This is a genomic window from Capnocytophaga sp. oral taxon 324 str. F0483 (assembly GCF_000318315.2).
Lineage (GTDB): Bacteria > Bacteroidota > Bacteroidia > Flavobacteriales > Flavobacteriaceae > Capnocytophaga > Capnocytophaga ochracea.
Map to the genome: position 1 here is coordinate 65352 of NZ_KB291500.1, position 16849 is coordinate 82200.

Sequence of the window (16849 nt, forward strand, 5' to 3'; positions counted from 1 at the left end):
TTTTCACCAAAACCCCTCTTAACCTTCTTCCGAAATTTTCCGCTTCTTTTCGGTATACACTTTGGCAAAGTTAATCCCCTCCGCTGGCACTTTTCTTGTAGCTCGCACCCCATTTACTAATTTTCTCATTTCCTAATTCTCTAATTTTCCAATTTGCTCATTTCCTAATTACTTCCTACCTTTGCAAAAAATATTAAATAAGATGAAAAAATTAGTTTTATTCCTCACCATTTTTGGTGCTTTGCTATCAGCCTCTTGTAGCAAAAGCAACTCCGATGAACCAACCCCCAACCCCAACAACCCTATTGTTCCTACTCCACAACCCAACCCTAACCCGCAGCCCAATCCACAACCTAATCCGCCTACCCCTTCCCCTTCCGATAAAAAGATACTTACAGGTACCTTCATACAGCTTTTTGAAAAAGGCGATTGGAGCGAGGCTCAATGGGACAATTTTTTAGGCGAAATTAAAGACTTGGGTATGAATACCCTCATCGTGCAATACATAGGATATATAAATCCTTCTAATAACCTCACTTGGTTCGACTCAAACAATAACTTTACTACCACCAAAATTAAACCTACCCTACAACGAATCCTCGCCTCAGCTCAGCGTAAAGGCATAGAAGTGCACATAGGCTTGCTCTTTGATGAAAGTTATTGGCAACACCAAACCGATGCGTCGTGGCTACAAACTCAAGCCAATTATTGTATTGCTATTGCCGATGATATCCAACGCCAGTTTGGTACTCACCCAGCCTTCAAAGGGTGGTATATCCCACACGAACCCGAGCCTTATGCTTATAATACCGATGATAAGATAGCTCTTTTCAGAGAAAAATTTATAGACCGCATCTCTAATCGTTTGCACCAGCTGAATAACAAACCCGTTTCAATTGCTGCCTTTTGGAATAGTGCACTTTCGTCTCCCGAACAGTTGCAACACTTTATGGCTGAACTCGCTAAGAGTAATTTAGAAATCATTATGTTACAAGATGGGGTAGGGGCACAACACGTAACCCTCAATCGCCTTGCTGAGTACTACCAAGCGGCTGAGCGCGGACTATTTCAGGAAAACAAAAACTATAAAGGCGTATTTTGGTCAGACCTCGAAACTTTTGCCTCTCCTAATGGTCAGGTACCTTTTCATCCCGCCACTTTCGATAGAGTCAAACAACAACTCACTACCGCCTTCTCCATTCCCAAAGTAACCAAAGTAGTATCTTTTGCATATTTTGACGATATGTACACCCAAAGCCCCAATAAAACCCAAGCTGATGCTCTACGTGAAGCTTATAAACAGTTTATTAAATAAATAATACATAATTATTAATGTGAATCAAGGGTTGAGAAATAATTATCTCTGATTTATAACTTCATAGTCGCTCTTTCGTCACATCTCCCCCTTTGGAGGAAGCCAGCGAAAGCTGGGTATGTGTAAGAGGGGGAGATTTATAATCAATTAATTAATTCAACTCTTGATTGGTATTTAATAATAAGGATATCAAAAATCCGTGAAATTTGTGAAATTCGTGTGAGACTTAAATAAGCAGTTTACCGCTTAATCTTAAATGCGAACACCGTAGCACCTAATTTGCTAATTTGCTAATTATGTCGTACCTTTGCACCCAAAATCAAATTTACATATGAAGAATATTTTTATCATTACAGCAATGGCTCTTACCCTAAGCCTTACTACAGGGTGTAAAAAGGACGATGGTAATAACGAACCTTCAGTACCTCAATTACAATTTAGTGTTAATAAAGTTGATATAGAGCTTACTAAAACAGCTACTATTACTTTTACAGGTACGCTCAATCCTACTGATAAAGTACAGATTGAAAAAGCTGAAGTACTTACTCAAAAAGGTGAAATAATTAATAACACCTTGACTTTTATTGCCAAAAAAATAGGTACAACAAAAGTAAGTATAGTTACTGATAAAAAGCAAGAACGTGGTAGTTTTCAAGTAACTGTTTTCTCAAAACCTCTTTTCATTGATCAAATAGCTCATAAGGCAGATATCCCTTATTACAAAACCAATATTACTGAGGTAAGTGAGTACAAAAAACTTATTGAACAAACCATCACCGAGTACAATACCTTGCTCGCCACTATCGAAAAACATCCTCAATATCCTAAGGATAAATACAAATATGCTACACAACATAGCACTTGGGTAGAAGGAACAAGAATCTCAAAAGGAGCCATCCAAAATTATAGTGATAAAAAAAGCACTATCGACTTAGCCGAAGCCAAAAAAACCTATGAAGATTTATATCAATATGGAGTAGTATATGCACATATAGAACTGATGGCACGCCAAGCTGAGGGCTATCGAGTGAAATATCCTACTAATACCGAAATAGAAAACCTTATCAAAACCACTTTCGATGGTTTATATGGAACCTTAGAAGGAAATAATCACTTCATAAAATCAACAAATGAAGAAATTGTAGTGAACTTCAATAAAATTATAGACATCGTCAATAAATTAAATATTCATAACTAAAATGAAAATAGTCATAGGGAATGACCACGCAGGAGTCGATTATAAAAAAGCCATTGTAGCTTTTTTGGAAAGTAAAGGAATAGAAGTACTCAACTACGGCACCGATACCTCTGAAAGTGTAGACTACCCCGATTTTGGTCACGCCGTAGCCAAAGCCTTAGAAGAAAACAAAGCCGACCTTGGTATTGTGATTTGCGGTAGTGGTAACGGCATTGCAATGACCGCCAATAAGCACCCTCACATCCGCTGTGCCGTTTGCTGGACAAAAGAGCTCTCTGCTCTTGCCCGTGCCCATAACAATGCCAATGTGCTAAGCATTCCCGCCCGCTTTACCGCCATTGAGCAAGCCGTAGATATAGCCAATACCTTTCTCAACACCCCTTTTGAAGGCGGTCGCCACGAAAGAAGAATAAAGAAGATTTAAATCGCATTTGCATCGCTACACTTTACCAAAGGGGCGACTCGCCCCTTTGGTAAAGTTAATTATAATCAATTGCTTTTAGTTATATTGTAGGGGCGATTGGCAAATCGCCTTCACAAAACAAAGCCTCTCAGACAGGCTTTTTTTGAAGAAGTAAATAATACTTTGTTAAATAAAAAAGATTTTATACTTTTGCCGAAAAATAGTAGTATTATGAATACAATCACATTACAAGCAACTATCAATGAAGCTGATTTCCCTACTTTCTTAAGTTTGTTCGAAAAGTTCAAAGTAAAAACCGTTCTTTTGAGTAAAAAAGAAGGAAAAAAACATATCCTATTGAAACAGCTATTCCTAACGAGGAAACACAGAAAGCTTTTCAGGAAGTGAAAGAAAAAGGTCACCTTATGAAAAGATATAAAGACGTTAGACAGCTTTTTAAAAGATATAGATGATGAACAGCTTTGAAGAAGAAGAAATAATTTTTGATGTTGTAGCAACTGTAGCTTTCAAAAAGGGCAATATAAAGACTGTTTAGAATGCCATATAGAAGGAGACTTTCTTATTATATGGATACAAGATAATGAAGAAAAAGTAATCTATTTGATGAGGCTTGGAAGTCATTCTGAATTATTTAAGTAGAAAGTGTCCTTGCAGACAAGCACTGTTATCGGCACTATAAAAGCGAATTATAAGCCCTTTCCTTTGCGATGGGGCTTTTTTAAATATGAATAATCATTGGTTAGAACGTACAGAGCTTTTAATTAAACAACAAGGTATTACCACTCTGCAAAATGCCCATATCCTCATTGCAGGCTTAGGGGGCGTAGGCTCTTATGCTGCCGAATTTGTAACTCGTGCAGGCGTAGGAGCTCTCACTATTGTCGATGCTGATACCGTTTCCCTCTCTAATATCAACCGCCAGTTGCCCGCCCTTCATTCTACGATAGGACAAGCCAAAACCGAAGTGATGAGAGCACGTCTTTTGGATATCAACCCCGAGCTGAAACTCACCGTCATTCACGAATTCCTCACCCCTGAGCGCGCTTGGGAAATCGTAACGCCCGACTTCGATTATGTCATCGACTGTATCGATAGTATTACCCCTAAGCTGAACCTTATTCTTGCAGCTAAACGCAAACACGTAAAGCTCGTGAGTTGTATGGGCGCTGGAGGTGCTACTGATGTTTCTCAAATAAAAGTAACCGAACTGATGAAAACGTATAACTGTCCGTTGGCAAAGTTTATTCGCAAACGGCTCAAAAACGAGCGTATTCACTCAGGTATAAAAGCCGTATTCTCTTCCGAAATAGTTTCCAAGGACTCTATGCAACGCACCGAAGGTCTCGACTATAAAAAGTCTTTCTATGGTACCATTAGCTTTATGCCAGCCGCTTTTGGGTTACACGCTGCTGCTACTGCGGTAAATTACCTATTAGCAAAACAACAAAATAAAGAAAATGTTAATTTATAATGTGAATCAATGTTTGAGAAATGATTGTCTCTGATTTACAATTTCATAGTCGCTTTTGCATCACATCTCCCCCTTTGGAGGGGGCTGGGGGGAGGTTATCTCTTTGAGGAAGCCAGCGATAGCTGGGTATGTGTAAGGGAGGAAGGTTTATAATCAATAAGTTAATTCAACCCTTTGTTAAAACTAAGAAAAGAAAATCATCAACTTATAATACAATCAAGTGATTTTTATTTATAACAACGCTGAGGTATGACTTTCTTTAAAACTTAAAAGTCCTTTTTTATGTTGATTATGAAAATCTTACATTTCTCAGTTTCATTTATTTTCTAAAAAAATTGCTTTTTTTAAAAAGAAAGCGTATTTTTGCCCCAAATATACAAAGTTCGCTGTTTGATGAGTGATTTAAAAAAGTTGGTAGCGTTATTAGAAGAAAAAGCCATTGTCTTACAGAGCAAATTCAATAGTCTTAGGGAAGAAAATGGCAAGCTAAGACAAACCATTGAAGAACTTCGCAGTGAGAAACAGTCGCTTGAAAGCACTATCACTACACTGAAAGAGAAAAACGAAACACTCGCCATAGCCAACCGTATATTAGGCAGTAAAGATAATAAAAGAGAAACCAAATTGAAGCTCAATACGCTCATTCGCGAAATCGATGCGTGTATCACTCAGCTCACTAAACAATAGCAATGGAACAGGACGGATTGAGAATTAAACTTTCGGTAGCCGATAGGTTATACCCTTTAACCATTGCTCCACAACAGGAGGAGGGATTTAGAAAAGCCGCTAAAAAGATAAACGATATGATTCAAGATTTTGAAACCGTTTATGAACTGCGCGATAAACAAGATGGCTTAGCAATGTGCGCTATCGCTTTGGCAAGAGAAATAGAACAAGCCAAACTCAACGAAACGCACGAAGATGAATCCCTCAAAGAAACCTTAGCACAGGTGTACAACGCCTTAAACCAAATAGGTTAAAACACGTTCCTTTACATAGAAAACTTACTGCCTATATTGATTGTCCTTTCGGTAAACTCAACATTAACATTTCACAAAAGGGAGAGTTACAGCGGCTAAAGCGTGCCGGTCTTCAGTTGCCGGATACTTGCCCCACTGAGTATCCCTAAACCTGTTTTTCAGAGTTTTACGTGAAACATATTAATCAATATAGGCATTTTTTATATCAATATTTTATTTTTTAAACAACAAAGATGGATAGTACAGTTATTATAAGTATTGCAGTTTTTATCATTGCCCTTTTCATAGGGTTCGCTATCGCCAAATCGCTGGAAAAGAAGAACGCCTCTAAAATCATTCTCAACGCTAAGAATGAAGCCGACGTTCTTCTGAAAAACGCTAAAGCCGAAGCTGAAAATATCAAAAAAGACAAGATATTCCAAGCAAAAGAGAAGTTCCTTGAACTAAAAGCTGAACACGAAAAAGCAATCACTGCCAAAGATAAAAAAATGGCAGAGGCTGAGAAGCGTATACGCGATAAAGAGTCGCAAGTGTCTAATGAATTGGCACAAAATAAGCGCTTAAAAGATGAGTTGGAAAAGAAAACAGAAGAAGCCGACTTTCGCTTGCAGACCCTCGACAAGAAACAAGAAGAAATAGACCGCCTACACAAAAGTCAGGTACAACAATTAGAGGTTATTTCAGGCTTGTCTGCCGAAGAAGCTAAGAAACTACTCACCGATTCATTGCGCAGTGAAGCCCAAGCCGACGCGATGGCTTATATCCAAAATACGATTGAGGAAGCCAAGCTCACTGCTCACCAAGAAGCGCGCAAAATCATCATCAACACCATTCAGCGTATAGGCACTGAGGAAGCAGTAGACAATTGCGTATCGGTATTCAATCTCGAGTCTGACGAGGTGAAAGGTCGTATCATCGGTCGTGAAGGTCGCAATATTCGTGCCCTCGAAGCAGCCACAGGGGTCGAAATCATTGTAGACGATACCCCCGAAGCGATTATCCTCTCTTGCTTCGACTCGGTACGTCGCGAAATCGCACGTCTTTCTTTGCACAAGCTTGTAACCGACGGGCGTATTCACCCTGCACGTATTGAAGAAGTGGTTGAAAAAACTACCAAACAAATAGAAGAAGAAATTGTAGAAATAGGTAAACGCACCGTAATTGACCTCGGTATCCACGGATTGCACCCCGAGTTAGTAAAATGTGTAGGACGTATGAAATACCGTTCGTCATATGGGCAGAACCTCTTGCAACACTCACGCGAGGTAGCTAAGCTCTGCGGAGTAATGGCAGCCGAGTTAGGCTTGAACCCTAAACTTGCCAAACGCGCCGGACTCTTGCACGACATCGGTAAAGTACCGCAGATAGAAAGTGAGACTCCTCACGCTCTCCTCGGTATGGAATGGGCAGAGAAATACGGCGAAAAACCCGAAGTGTGCAATGCTATCGGGGCACACCACGACGAGATTGAGATGACCTCCTTGCTTTCGCCTATTGTACAAGTATGCGATGCTATTAGTGGGGCTCGTCCCGGAGCACGTCGTCAAGTACTCGATTCGTATATACAACGTCTCAAAGACCTCGAAGATGCTGCTTTCACTTTCCAAGGTGTGAAGAAAGCCTATGCAATCCAAGCAGGTCGTGAGTTACGTGTAATCGTAGAAAGCGAAAAAGTAACCGACGATAAAGCCGCAGAACTATCATTCAACTTATCGCAAAAAATCCAAACCGATATGACCTACCCAGGTCAAGTGAAAGTAACGGTAATACGTGAAACTCGTGCTGTGAATATCGCGAAGTAAAGTTATATGAACTATATACAAGACTACCTATATCAAATTATCGCTACTGTCATTGCATTGGTGGTCTTTATTGCTTTGCGTTACTTGGTGAACTCTATCATCAGTAAGTTCGGAAAAAAAGCGGAGTTCGTAGAGAGTCGTACTCATTTGGTAAAGAAGTATATAGACTATTTTATTTATGCGTTAGCTATCCTTACCATTGTCTCTATTTGGGGAATAAAAACCGAACAACTCTTCCTTTTTGTTACTTCGATACTTACTGTAATAGGGGTGGCGTTTTTTGCCCAATGGTCGATTTTGAGCAATATTACAGCGGGGATTATCGTGTTTTTCTCTTCTCCGTTTAGAATAGGTGATACGATTAAGATTTTAGATAAAGATTATCCTATCGAGGCTAAAATAATCGATATAAAATCTTTCTATACTCTTTTGAAAACAACAGAAGGCGAACAGATAAGTTTGCCGAATAATCTTTTGCTCCAAAAAGGGATTGTAATTGTTTCGGAAAAGAAATATGCGGTGAAGATAAAACCGTAAATTGCTTACGTGCTTTGCTAATAACAAAAACCCTAATATATGCTGACCAATTACATCAAACGTTCCGTGATTATAGCCATCGCATTGGCGGTAGGCTTTTTGCTCTATGGGTTGCTTCCTTATGAAGAGCCTACTAATAAAGGCTTGGCACTCCTTGCCTTTGTAGCTATCTTGTGGCTTACCGAAGCCATACACATTACCGTTACAGCACTCTTAGTTCCTGTATTGGCAATACTCTTGGGTTTAGAGAGTACCAAAAGTGCCCTACAAGCTTTTGCAAACCCTACAATCTTCCTATTCTTTGGAGGTTTCGCTATTGCTACTGCCCTGAGCGTACAAAAGCTTGACAAGTACATCGCTCATAAGGTGATTGCTATAGCCAGAGGTAATTTCCTGTTGGCGGTATTCTTCCTCTTTTTGGCTACAGCTTTGCTCTCTATGGGTATCAGTAATACAGCTACTGCTGCAATGATTATCCCTTTGGCAATGGGTTTGCTTAAAAACATCGACTACGAAAGTAATAAAGGCACGTATGCTTTTGTGATACTTGGGGTTGCTTATAGTGCGAGTATAGGAGGTATGGGTACCTTGGTAGGTAGTCCACCGAATGCCATTGTCGCCTCTCAACTGAATATCACATTCTCAGAATGGTTGCGCTATGGTATGCCTACAGTCTTAGGTTTAATGCCTTTGATGATTGGTACGTTGTACGTAGTGTTTCGTCCGAAACTAAACATTAAAATCACCTCTACTGAAGGAGTAGTAGATAAGCTCAACGGCAAGCAGTATCTTACCATTCTCATCTTCCTTATCACAGCCCTTTGCTGGATATTTAGTGACCTGATTAACGAAACGTTCACTTCTTTTATAGGTATCGAGAAAATCAAAGACTTTGATGCAGTGGTAGCAATGATTGCTGCCGTGTTCGTATGTTTCTTTGGTGTAGCCGAATGGAAACAAATACAAGAAAACACCGATTGGGGTGTGCTAATGCTCTTCGGAGGCGGACTCTCACTAAGTGTTATCCTTACACAATCGGGAGCGAGTAAGGCATTGGTAGACTCTGTGCAGTTTCTCATCGCTGATAGCAACTATTTTGTAATAGGACTTATGGTAGCTACCTTTATCATTTTCCTAACTGAATTTACCAGTAATACCGCCAGCGCAGCTCTCTTAGTACCTATCTTCATATCGGTAGCCGAAAACTTAGGAGTTAATCCTTTGGGTCTTTCACTTATCATAGGTATAGGAGCCTCTTGTGCCTTTATGTTACCTGTAGCTACGCCTCCTAATGCCATAGCTTACGGTACGGGCAAGGTAAGTCAGCGCGATATGATAAAAGCAGGTTTTGTATTGAATATTCTTTGTATTATCTTTATATCAGTAGTAGCCTACTACTTTTGGAGATAATAGTTAATGATTAATGATAATAAAGAAAGCGGTCTACTGACCGCTTTCTTATTTTAAACATATTTTAAATCTCTTTATTGTATTAACAATTAATCATTGTTTTACCAACCTGGGTTTTGTTGCCAGTTGGCTCTACCTTGTTCATAGAGAATGTCACTTGGAGAAAGTGGCCAAACCATTTTATAATTCCCTGCAGGGATATTAAGCTGGTAATACTGGTCAGCAGGGTCTGAAACAATAGCACTGAGGTTCTGAGGAGTACCACGTACTACGCCCAAATTCCAACGCTTGATATCTGCCATACGGAAGCCCTCGAAAGCAAGTTCGCGGTTGCGTTCGTTTTGAATCTCTGTCCAAAGGTCGGTATAGGTTACACTACCGATACCACGAGCGGTGCGCAATCTGTCTAAGTAGGTTTTAGCATTAGTTTGATCACCGTTTTTATACGCAGCTTCAGCAGCTATGAGGTATATTTCGGCAATACGGAACACCTTAGGACGGTGCATATAAGTAGACGAACCATTGGGTGTTTGTTTTAGCAAAGGGTTATCGGGGTATTTATTTACCAAATACAAATCGTTGAAAGTAGCACTACCGTAATTAGCAAAAAGTTTTTTGATATAAATAGACTTACGGTAGTCGCTATCATTATACAAATTTACGAAATCTTGAGTAGGTATTGCTTTTGGCAAATACTTTATCTCAAATCTACGCAATCTGTAGTTCCATTCTCTTTGGTATCCTAAATAGACATCGTTAGCTGAAGGTAATTCGGCAGTATTCCCTATATTGTATTTAGCATAGAGCTGTACGATACTTTCTGCTGTATCATCATCTTTCCATACCTTTTCTAAATCACTACTACTACTCACTAAGCTATAACGACTACCAATAATTGAAGTAGCTGCGGCATAAGCCTCTGCCCACTTGCCTCTATAAAGCAATACACGTGCCTTGAGTGCTGCAACTGCATCTTTGGTAAACTTCTCTGACCCTAAAGCACCTGTTACATCACTAAGGCGAGTTTCGGCTTGTGCTATATCGGCCAAAATAAAGTCGTAAGTCTGTCCTACTGTACTTCTGTTAGGAAAATTGTTGATAGTAGGCCCGCTTAGCAAAGGCAATCCATAAGCTGAAGCCTCGTCGGTAGGGCAATAATGCGTAAGCAGATAGGTGTAGTAATAAGCACGTGCCAAATACAATTCGCCCATATTGTGCTTTATCTGTGCCGCATCGGTGCGGTAATTTTCTTGGGGAATAGTAATAGTAGGAATCCCCTCTAAACCTATATTTATATTTTGTATTGCCCCAAAATAGCGTTGCCAAATAGTTGCTGTAGCTGCATTATTGACAGTAAACAACGTCCAGTTTTGAAAGTTTGTAATCGTTTCGTTAGTACCGTCTCTTAAGGCCATATTCAGGAAATCGGCTTGCAAGTCGGTAGCATACATCGCACTTCCGTATATGTTTGTACGCAACTTACCATACATACCATTCACCCAAGATTGAGCATCTTGTACGGTTTTAAAAGAGTTAGCTTGGCTCAAATCTTCATAAGGTTGTTGGTCGAGGTTGAAACAGCCGGTAAAGAACAGAGGAGCTACTACTAAAGTTATTATTTTATAAATCTTTTTCATTGTTTTATATTTTTAAAAATTAACATCTACCCCTAAGGTAAATTGACGAGAAGGAGGATAACCACCTGATGAAATAGCATTATTGTACTCAGGGTCTGCTCCTTCGTATTTGGTAAGCGTAAAAATATTGCGGGCGGTAGCATATAAGCGTACTCCTTCAAAGAAATTCAATTGTTTGATAACTTCTTTCGGGAGGCTATAGCTAAGGGTAATATTTTTTAAACGCATAAATGAGGCGTCTTGTATCATACGCGCATCCGATGAATTTACGAAAGTGGTAGTGTTTATCTTAGGGTGGCGGGTGTTATCACCTGGTTTTTTCCAATAATCTAATATTTTTCTACTTAGGTTGTGATCACCAAACTGGTCAGGATTTTCGGTGTACTTCATATCGTAGTTCCACTTATATTTTTCCAACGAAAAAGAGAATGCCATATCGAGCGAGAAAGTTTTATAGCTGATATTCCAACCGAATCCACCATTGATAGGGGCTTGCATTTTCTTGCCTGTGGTTTGTCCTAATTTACTAGAGTCGTAAGTAGTTGTTACTCTATTATCATCAGTTACTTGCTCCATACGGTCATCACCTGGTATGTAATACTCCATTTGTCCAGTAGTAGGGTTTACGCCTTTGGGGATAACAGCAGCCCATTCAAGGGCACGACCTAATTTATACCCTATTTCAGAAGAAGGAACCACATTAGAGGTTTTATTGCCAAAAAGAGCGGTTATTTCTTGCTTGTTATAGTTTACGTTGAAGTAAGGACGAATACTCAAGTCCTGATTTTCACTTCTGTAGACTACTGATGAGAAAGTGAAGTCTATCCCACGGTTGCGCATACCCCCTGCATTGTCAAAGAATTGATTTTGCCCTGAAGTACTATTGAGCTCACGGCTTGAAATCATATCGTAAGTCTCGCGGTCGTAGTATTCTATATTGAAAGAAGTACCTCTATCAATCACAATATTAAGCCCTACAGTAGTTTTGCGTTGCTCTTCCCAACGTAGATCAGGATTACCCAAGCTACCTACTGTATAAGCTGTTTTACCTTGATAGAAATTGTCTGGTTTTATGGTAGTGATATGTTTGTAGCCTCCTAAAGCATTTCCTGAAAGCCCTGTGCTGAAGCGCAAATTGAGGTCTGAAAGCCATTTTACATCTTTCAAAAAGTTCTCTTGTTTGAGTTTCCACATCGCTCCTATTGCCCAGAAGTTACCGTAGTGGTTGTTCTTACCAAAAGCTGATGAACCATCACGGCGCATTGATAGGTCTACGAAATAACGAGTGTTATAAGAGTATTCCACTCTTCCGAAATAAGAATTGAAAGTACTTACAGTCTTTTGGTCTTCTATTCTTTTATCTTTACTACCGTGTCGGAGCATTGTTAGCCCTTCTGAAGGTTGTCCAAAAGTAGTAGCATCTAATTGTTTACTGCTATTTTCAACCGACTCTTGTCCTAATAACACATTGAAGCTATGTTTTTTGTTTTCTCCTAACAGGAAGCGATATTCTAACGTGTTAGTAATTGTTTTTCTCAGTGTACGACTGTTAGACACTGAAGTGTAAGGATTAGGGTCATCGAAAAACTTATAATCTATAAACGAAGGTAACTCTTTTAGTTCTGATTCGCCATACCCGTATTGTATTCCCCCTTGTGTTTTGAATATGAGGTTTTTAATAGGCTCTATAGAGACGAACCCCGAAGGCAAGAAGTCATCGGAGAAAGAGTTGCTAGGGTGTGTTTCGGCATAGTAGTCGGGGTGGTAGAAACCAGCTGAACGACTGGTGATGCCAGGAATATAGTTTTTGCGACGACCATCTTCGTAGGTAGGACTGTAAAGTGGCAAAGCTATCACCTTAGGTGTATTGAGGGTGGAACCTCCTTCGCGCTCGGTATGTCCTGCTGCAAATGAGAAGCCTGTTTTTAACCATTTAGTGATTTGGGTATTGATACTACCATTGACAGTATAACGACGGTAATCGCTGCGAGGTGCTGTAGAACCCTCTTGGCTGAAGTGCCCAAACGACAAATAATAAGTACTATTATTAGTACCTCCTGAAATAGAGACATCAGTACGTATCAACGGTACAAAATCTCTGAAGAAAACTTTATCCCAACGCGTATTGTAAGGATTATCGGCTAAGATTTTATCTGCTGACTGTCTCGCTACATCCTTGCTTGAACTGAACTTACCTACAGCCAAGTTTACTGCTTCAGGATTTTTTTCTATCCAAAAGTCCATATACTCGCGTGGGGTCATCATATCGTCAAAAAACTTACGGCTAGCGTTGGTAAGCGCTGTAAAACCGAGTTGGTGACTGATAGTTACGCTTGTACGCTCGTTATTACGTCCTTTTTTGGTGGTGATAAGTATCACCCCATTGGCGGCACGAGCCCCGTAAATAGAGGTAGAAGCGGCGTCTTTAAGTACCGTAATACTCTCTATATCGTTAGGGTTGAACCTGCTCATCACACTACTGCTTACGGCTATTCCGTCCATTATATAGAGAGGTTCTTGGGTTCTTTCACCTCGTAGTGCGCCTTGGAAGTTGTTATACCCGTGGATAAGGATATCGCTATTGCTACCAGGGCGACCTGAATCGCTGGTTACCACTACCCCTGCTAATCGTCCTTGTAAGGCATCGGATACGCTGGCTACCGGAGCTGCACTCACATCTTTACCTTGTACTTGTGCGACTTGTGCAACGGTGCGGCTGGCGAGCTTAGGAGCTCCATAGCCGGTAACCACCATTTCTTCAAGCTCTTGTACATCTTCTTTAAGAACTATGTCTAATCGTTTGGTGGAGGCGGTTATTTTTCTCTCTACTGTCTTCATTCCTAAAATCGAAAAACTCAACGTTTCTCCCACTTTGGTTTGGATAGTATAATTCCCGTCTATATCGGTAGCGGCACCGCGCTGGGTACCCTTAATTAATACCAATACACCTAATAAAGGCTCACCTTTTTCATCTTTTACAGTACCTGAAACCTCTATGTTCTGTGCTGTAACACTAAAAATTACCAGCAAGAAAAGAGCCCAAGAGTACAACAATCTCAGTTTTGTCATCTATATTTAATTTTGCGCAAAAGTAGTAAAAAGGTTTCAATAGTACAAGAGTTTTTAACACAAGTAAATACATTTGTTAATTTTTAATGTTTTAGAACTCTTTTATTAGGATTTTTAACCGTCTTATCCGTTGTATATTAAATATTGTTTTTGTACCTTTGCCCCGCTGTAAGAAAACCGCCTAAATGTTTCTTTATGTCGAAAAAACTATTGATAGCTCTTGCTGTTCTATTATGCCTTGCGGGCATTGTCTTTCTATTCTTCAAAACTACTAATCAGGAGGCGTATACTTCCGTAGATGATATTAATAAAGAAACTCTTCAGGGCTACATAGGTTCGGCTTCCTGTAAGCAGTGTCACCTAAAAGAGTATAATGAATGGACGCTCTCTGACCATTACAAGGCAATGCAAATCGCTAACGATAGCACCGTACTCGGTAATTTCAATAACGCTACCTACACCGCCGATGGCATCACTTCTCGTTTCTTCAAGCGCGATGGCAAATTCTTTATCCATACACAAAGCGAAGATGGCTCTTACAAAGACTATGAGGTATTGTATACCTTTGGTTATTACCCCCTACAACAGTATATTACCGATTTTCCTAACGGCAAAAAGCAAGTCTTCCGTCAGTCGTGGGATAGCCGTCAAAACAAGTGGTTTCACCAATACGCAGGCGAGGTGATTTCCCCCGATGATTACCTGCACTGGACGCAAGCGGGACAGAATTGGAACCTAATGTGCGCCTCTTGCCATAGCACCAACCTGCAAAAAAACCTCAACCCTTATACCGACTCCTATCACACTACTTATAGCGAACTCACCGTAAGTTGTGAATCCTGCCACGGAGGGGCTAAAACACACGCCGAGAGTAAGGGGAAAACTCGCACGTTTGTCCTTGCCTCGCAAACCCAAGAATTCAATGCCTGTATGCCTTGCCATACACGTAGGGGAGAGGTAACCCAGCACCACGCTATGGTAACAGAGGTAATGGACGAATATCTGCCCGAAGTGCCCGTAACCGACCTTTATTTTCCCGACGGACAAGTGTCAGGTGAAAACTATAAATATTCGTCTTTTTTGCAAAGCAAAATGTATCACCAAAACGTGCGCTGTACCTCTTGCCATTCGCCTCACACAGGCAAGCTGAAAGCCGAAGGTAGCAAAGTGTGTTTGCAGTGTCACGTGCCTAAGTACGCTTCTCAGGCGCACACTTTCCATAAGGGCAACCCAGCCGGAACCGATTGCCGTGTATGCCATATGCCTACTCGCACTTATATGGGCAACGATGTGCGCCACGACCACAATTTCTACGTCCCTCGTCCCGATTTGTCTGCTCAGTACGGTACACCCAACGCTTGCAATGCTTGTCATACCGATAAAACCGCTGGGTGGGCAGCCGAAACTGTTGTCAAGTGGTACGGCAAACAGCGCAAACCGCATTTCGCCGAAAATCTTATTAAAGGAAGTAAAGGAAATATCACCGCACTCAGTAGTCTGTTAGAAGACAAAACAACCCCCGCCATTGTGCGTGCGGGAGCCATTCACTATCTGGGCAATCACCCTTCTGAAAAGAGCTTTGCGCTTATTAAAAAAGAACTTCACAATCCCGACCCACAAACGCGTTATCGTGCCGTGGTGGCTATTAGCGAATATCCTCTGAATCTTTATGAAAATGATTTGTTGCCCTTACTTACCGATAAGGTGAAGGCGGTGCGTATGCTCGCCGCAAATGCCTTGCTCACCCAAAAAGGATTAGAGGCTTGCAGGGTCTATAACCGATTTGAACAAGCACACCAAGAGTATAAGGAGTTTGTGCTTTCACAGTCCGATTTTCCATTAGGAAGTGCTACGGCAGGCGACTATTTTGTAAAGATAAACGATACCGATAACGCCATTCGTTTCTACGAGCGCGCTCTGCTGAAAGACAAACAGCTGAACTACATTCGCCTAAACCTCGCTGTTCTTTACAGTGGCAAAGCCCAAAACGACAAGGCAGAAAGCTTCTTAAACGAAGCTTTGAAGTACGAACCCAAAAACGCCCAAATCTATTACGATTTGTATTTGCTCTACAACGAACTTGGGCGCGAGGCAGAAGCCAAAGTTGCGCTTAGTAAAGCCAAAGCCTTAGGGATTAAGGGCAGGTTTTAATCTTTAAAGCATACCGGCTTACAACCAGCCCTTCTCCGCTTCTTAATCATTAACCATTAACCATTAATCACTAATCATTAAATCCTAATCGGTATATTTTTTGCAATGGTCTTATTTAGAATATGAATCAGAAGTTAAAAAACAATAATATCGGGTTGATAATGAGTTATAATGACCGTCGCTATAATTCCCCCTTTGGAGGGGGTTAGGGGGAGGTTATTCTCTTTTGAATCTTCTCCGCTATCGTGGAGTAAGTGAATAGGAGGGAGGTTTATAATTTCAATCTTTGATTCACATTTGTAATAATTTTATCTTATGAAAATACAATTAAAACGCGTATACGAAACAGAAAGCCCCGAGGACGGCTTTCGTATCTTAGCCGATAGGCTTTGGCCTCGTGGCATCAAAAAAGAAGCACTTCATTTAGATTTTTGGGCGAAAGAGGTAGCTCCCTCCACAGCTTTGCGCAAACGCTATCATCAAGACGGCAAATTCGAAGATTTCAAAGCAGATTATACCCAAGAACTCTTGGCAAACCCCGCTTTTGCATCTTTCTTAGAGATGCTTAAACCTCATAAAGTAATCACCCTACTCACCGCTTCTAAGCTGATTGAAAAAAGTGCCCTTCCTATACTCAAAGAGGCAATCTCCAAAAATCCCCTAAAAACCTCCTAAAAAAGCATTAGCCGAGTATGTAACTATCAATAGCCGAGAGTGTGTATAGAAGAATATTTTCCTCACATTACCTCCATTTTTTCCGTCTCTAATTCCCCCTTTGAAGGGGGCTAGGGGGATGTTTGTATTACACTCCCCCCACATTTCCTTCGTCATTCGTCATTCGTCCCTCGTCATTCC

15 protein-coding genes are annotated in these 16849 nt (G+C 40.6%); 13 read left to right on the forward strand and 2 right to left on the reverse strand.

What is annotated here, in order from left to right; genetic code table 11:
• The first annotated feature begins 202 nt into the window (after positions 1 to 202).
• The 11 genes from HMPREF9072_RS03205 to HMPREF9072_RS03255 all read left to right on the forward strand — a co-directional run bounded on the left by HMPREF9072_RS03205 (position 203) and on the right by HMPREF9072_RS03255 (position 9137).
• On the forward strand, positions 203 to 1315 hold the full coding sequence (locus HMPREF9072_RS03205) for a DUF4434 domain-containing protein (RefSeq protein WP_009410513.1): 1113 nt from the start codon (positions 203 to 205) through the stop codon (positions 1313 to 1315).
• A gap of 331 nt (positions 1316 to 1646) precedes the next feature.
• Positions 1647 to 2513 carry a GAG-binding domain-containing protein gene (locus tag HMPREF9072_RS03210; RefSeq protein ID WP_009410514.1) on the forward strand — a complete coding sequence of 289 codons (867 nt, stop codon included), beginning with the start codon at positions 1647 to 1649 and terminating at the stop codon, positions 2511 to 2513.
• Position 2514: 1 nt separating this feature from the next.
• Positions 2515 to 2937 carry a ribose 5-phosphate isomerase B gene (gene rpiB, locus HMPREF9072_RS03215; protein ID WP_009410515.1) on the forward strand — a complete coding sequence of 141 codons (423 nt, stop codon included), beginning with the start codon at positions 2515 to 2517 and terminating at the stop codon, positions 2935 to 2937.
• Between the two features lie 210 nt (positions 2938 to 3147).
• Positions 3148 to 3324 (forward strand): hypothetical protein, encoded by a 177-nt coding sequence (locus tag HMPREF9072_RS03220; RefSeq protein WP_232300832.1) that lies wholly within the window; start codon positions 3148 to 3150, stop codon positions 3322 to 3324.
• Positions 3325 to 3501: 177 nt separating this feature from the next.
• Positions 3502 to 3576 (forward strand): hypothetical protein, encoded by a 75-nt coding sequence (locus HMPREF9072_RS12630; protein WP_369814596.1) that lies wholly within the window; start codon positions 3502 to 3504, stop codon positions 3574 to 3576.
• Between the two features lie 85 nt (positions 3577 to 3661).
• Positions 3662 to 4408, forward strand: a complete 747-nt coding sequence (locus HMPREF9072_RS03230) for a ThiF family adenylyltransferase (protein WP_009410517.1) — start codon at positions 3662 to 3664, stop codon at positions 4406 to 4408.
• A 393-nt stretch (positions 4409 to 4801) separates the two neighbouring features.
• Positions 4802 to 5095, forward strand: coding sequence for a hypothetical protein (locus tag HMPREF9072_RS03235; protein ID WP_009410519.1), 294 nt, complete (start codon positions 4802 to 4804; stop codon positions 5093 to 5095).
• Positions 5096 to 5097: 2 nt separating this feature from the next.
• Positions 5098 to 5388 carry a cell division protein ZapA gene (locus tag HMPREF9072_RS03240; RefSeq protein WP_009410520.1) on the forward strand — a complete coding sequence of 97 codons (291 nt, stop codon included), beginning with the start codon at positions 5098 to 5100 and terminating at the stop codon, positions 5386 to 5388.
• A gap of 233 nt (positions 5389 to 5621) precedes the next feature.
• Entirely contained in the window at positions 5622 to 7190 is a 1569-nt protein-coding gene (rny, locus tag HMPREF9072_RS03245) for a ribonuclease Y (RefSeq protein WP_009410521.1), read from the forward strand.
• A 6-nt stretch (positions 7191 to 7196) separates the two neighbouring features.
• Positions 7197 to 7727 (forward strand): mechanosensitive ion channel family protein, encoded by a 531-nt coding sequence (locus HMPREF9072_RS03250; RefSeq protein ID WP_009410522.1) that lies wholly within the window; start codon positions 7197 to 7199, stop codon positions 7725 to 7727.
• Positions 7728 to 7766: 39 nt separating this feature from the next.
• The gene (locus HMPREF9072_RS03255; RefSeq protein WP_009410523.1) at positions 7767 to 9137 is read left to right on the forward strand and encodes a DASS family sodium-coupled anion symporter; all 1371 of its coding nucleotides are present in this window, start codon (positions 7767 to 7769) and stop codon (positions 9135 to 9137) included.
• A 101-nt stretch (positions 9138 to 9238) separates the two neighbouring features.
• Here the strand turns inward: HMPREF9072_RS03255 and HMPREF9072_RS03260 are convergent, their stop codons facing one another.
• Entirely contained in the window at positions 9239 to 10774 is a 1536-nt protein-coding gene (locus tag HMPREF9072_RS03260) for a RagB/SusD family nutrient uptake outer membrane protein (RefSeq protein WP_009410524.1), read from the reverse strand.
• A 12-nt stretch (positions 10775 to 10786) separates the two neighbouring features.
• The gene (locus HMPREF9072_RS03265; RefSeq protein WP_009410525.1) at positions 10787 to 13843 is read right to left on the reverse strand and encodes a SusC/RagA family TonB-linked outer membrane protein; all 3057 of its coding nucleotides are present in this window, start codon (positions 13841 to 13843) and stop codon (positions 10787 to 10789) included.
• Positions 13844 to 14038: 195 nt separating this feature from the next.
• Here HMPREF9072_RS03265 and HMPREF9072_RS03270 point away from each other — a divergent pair, with 195 nt between their 5' ends.
• Positions 14039 to 15994: a multiheme c-type cytochrome gene (locus HMPREF9072_RS03270; protein WP_009410526.1), complete on the forward strand. Its 1956-nt coding sequence runs from the start codon at positions 14039 to 14041 to the stop codon at positions 15992 to 15994.
• A 315-nt stretch (positions 15995 to 16309) separates the two neighbouring features.
• On the forward strand, positions 16310 to 16669 hold the full coding sequence (locus HMPREF9072_RS03275; RefSeq protein ID WP_009410527.1) for a DUF488 domain-containing protein: 360 nt from the start codon (positions 16310 to 16312) through the stop codon (positions 16667 to 16669).
• Positions 16670 to 16849 lie beyond the last annotated feature (180 nt).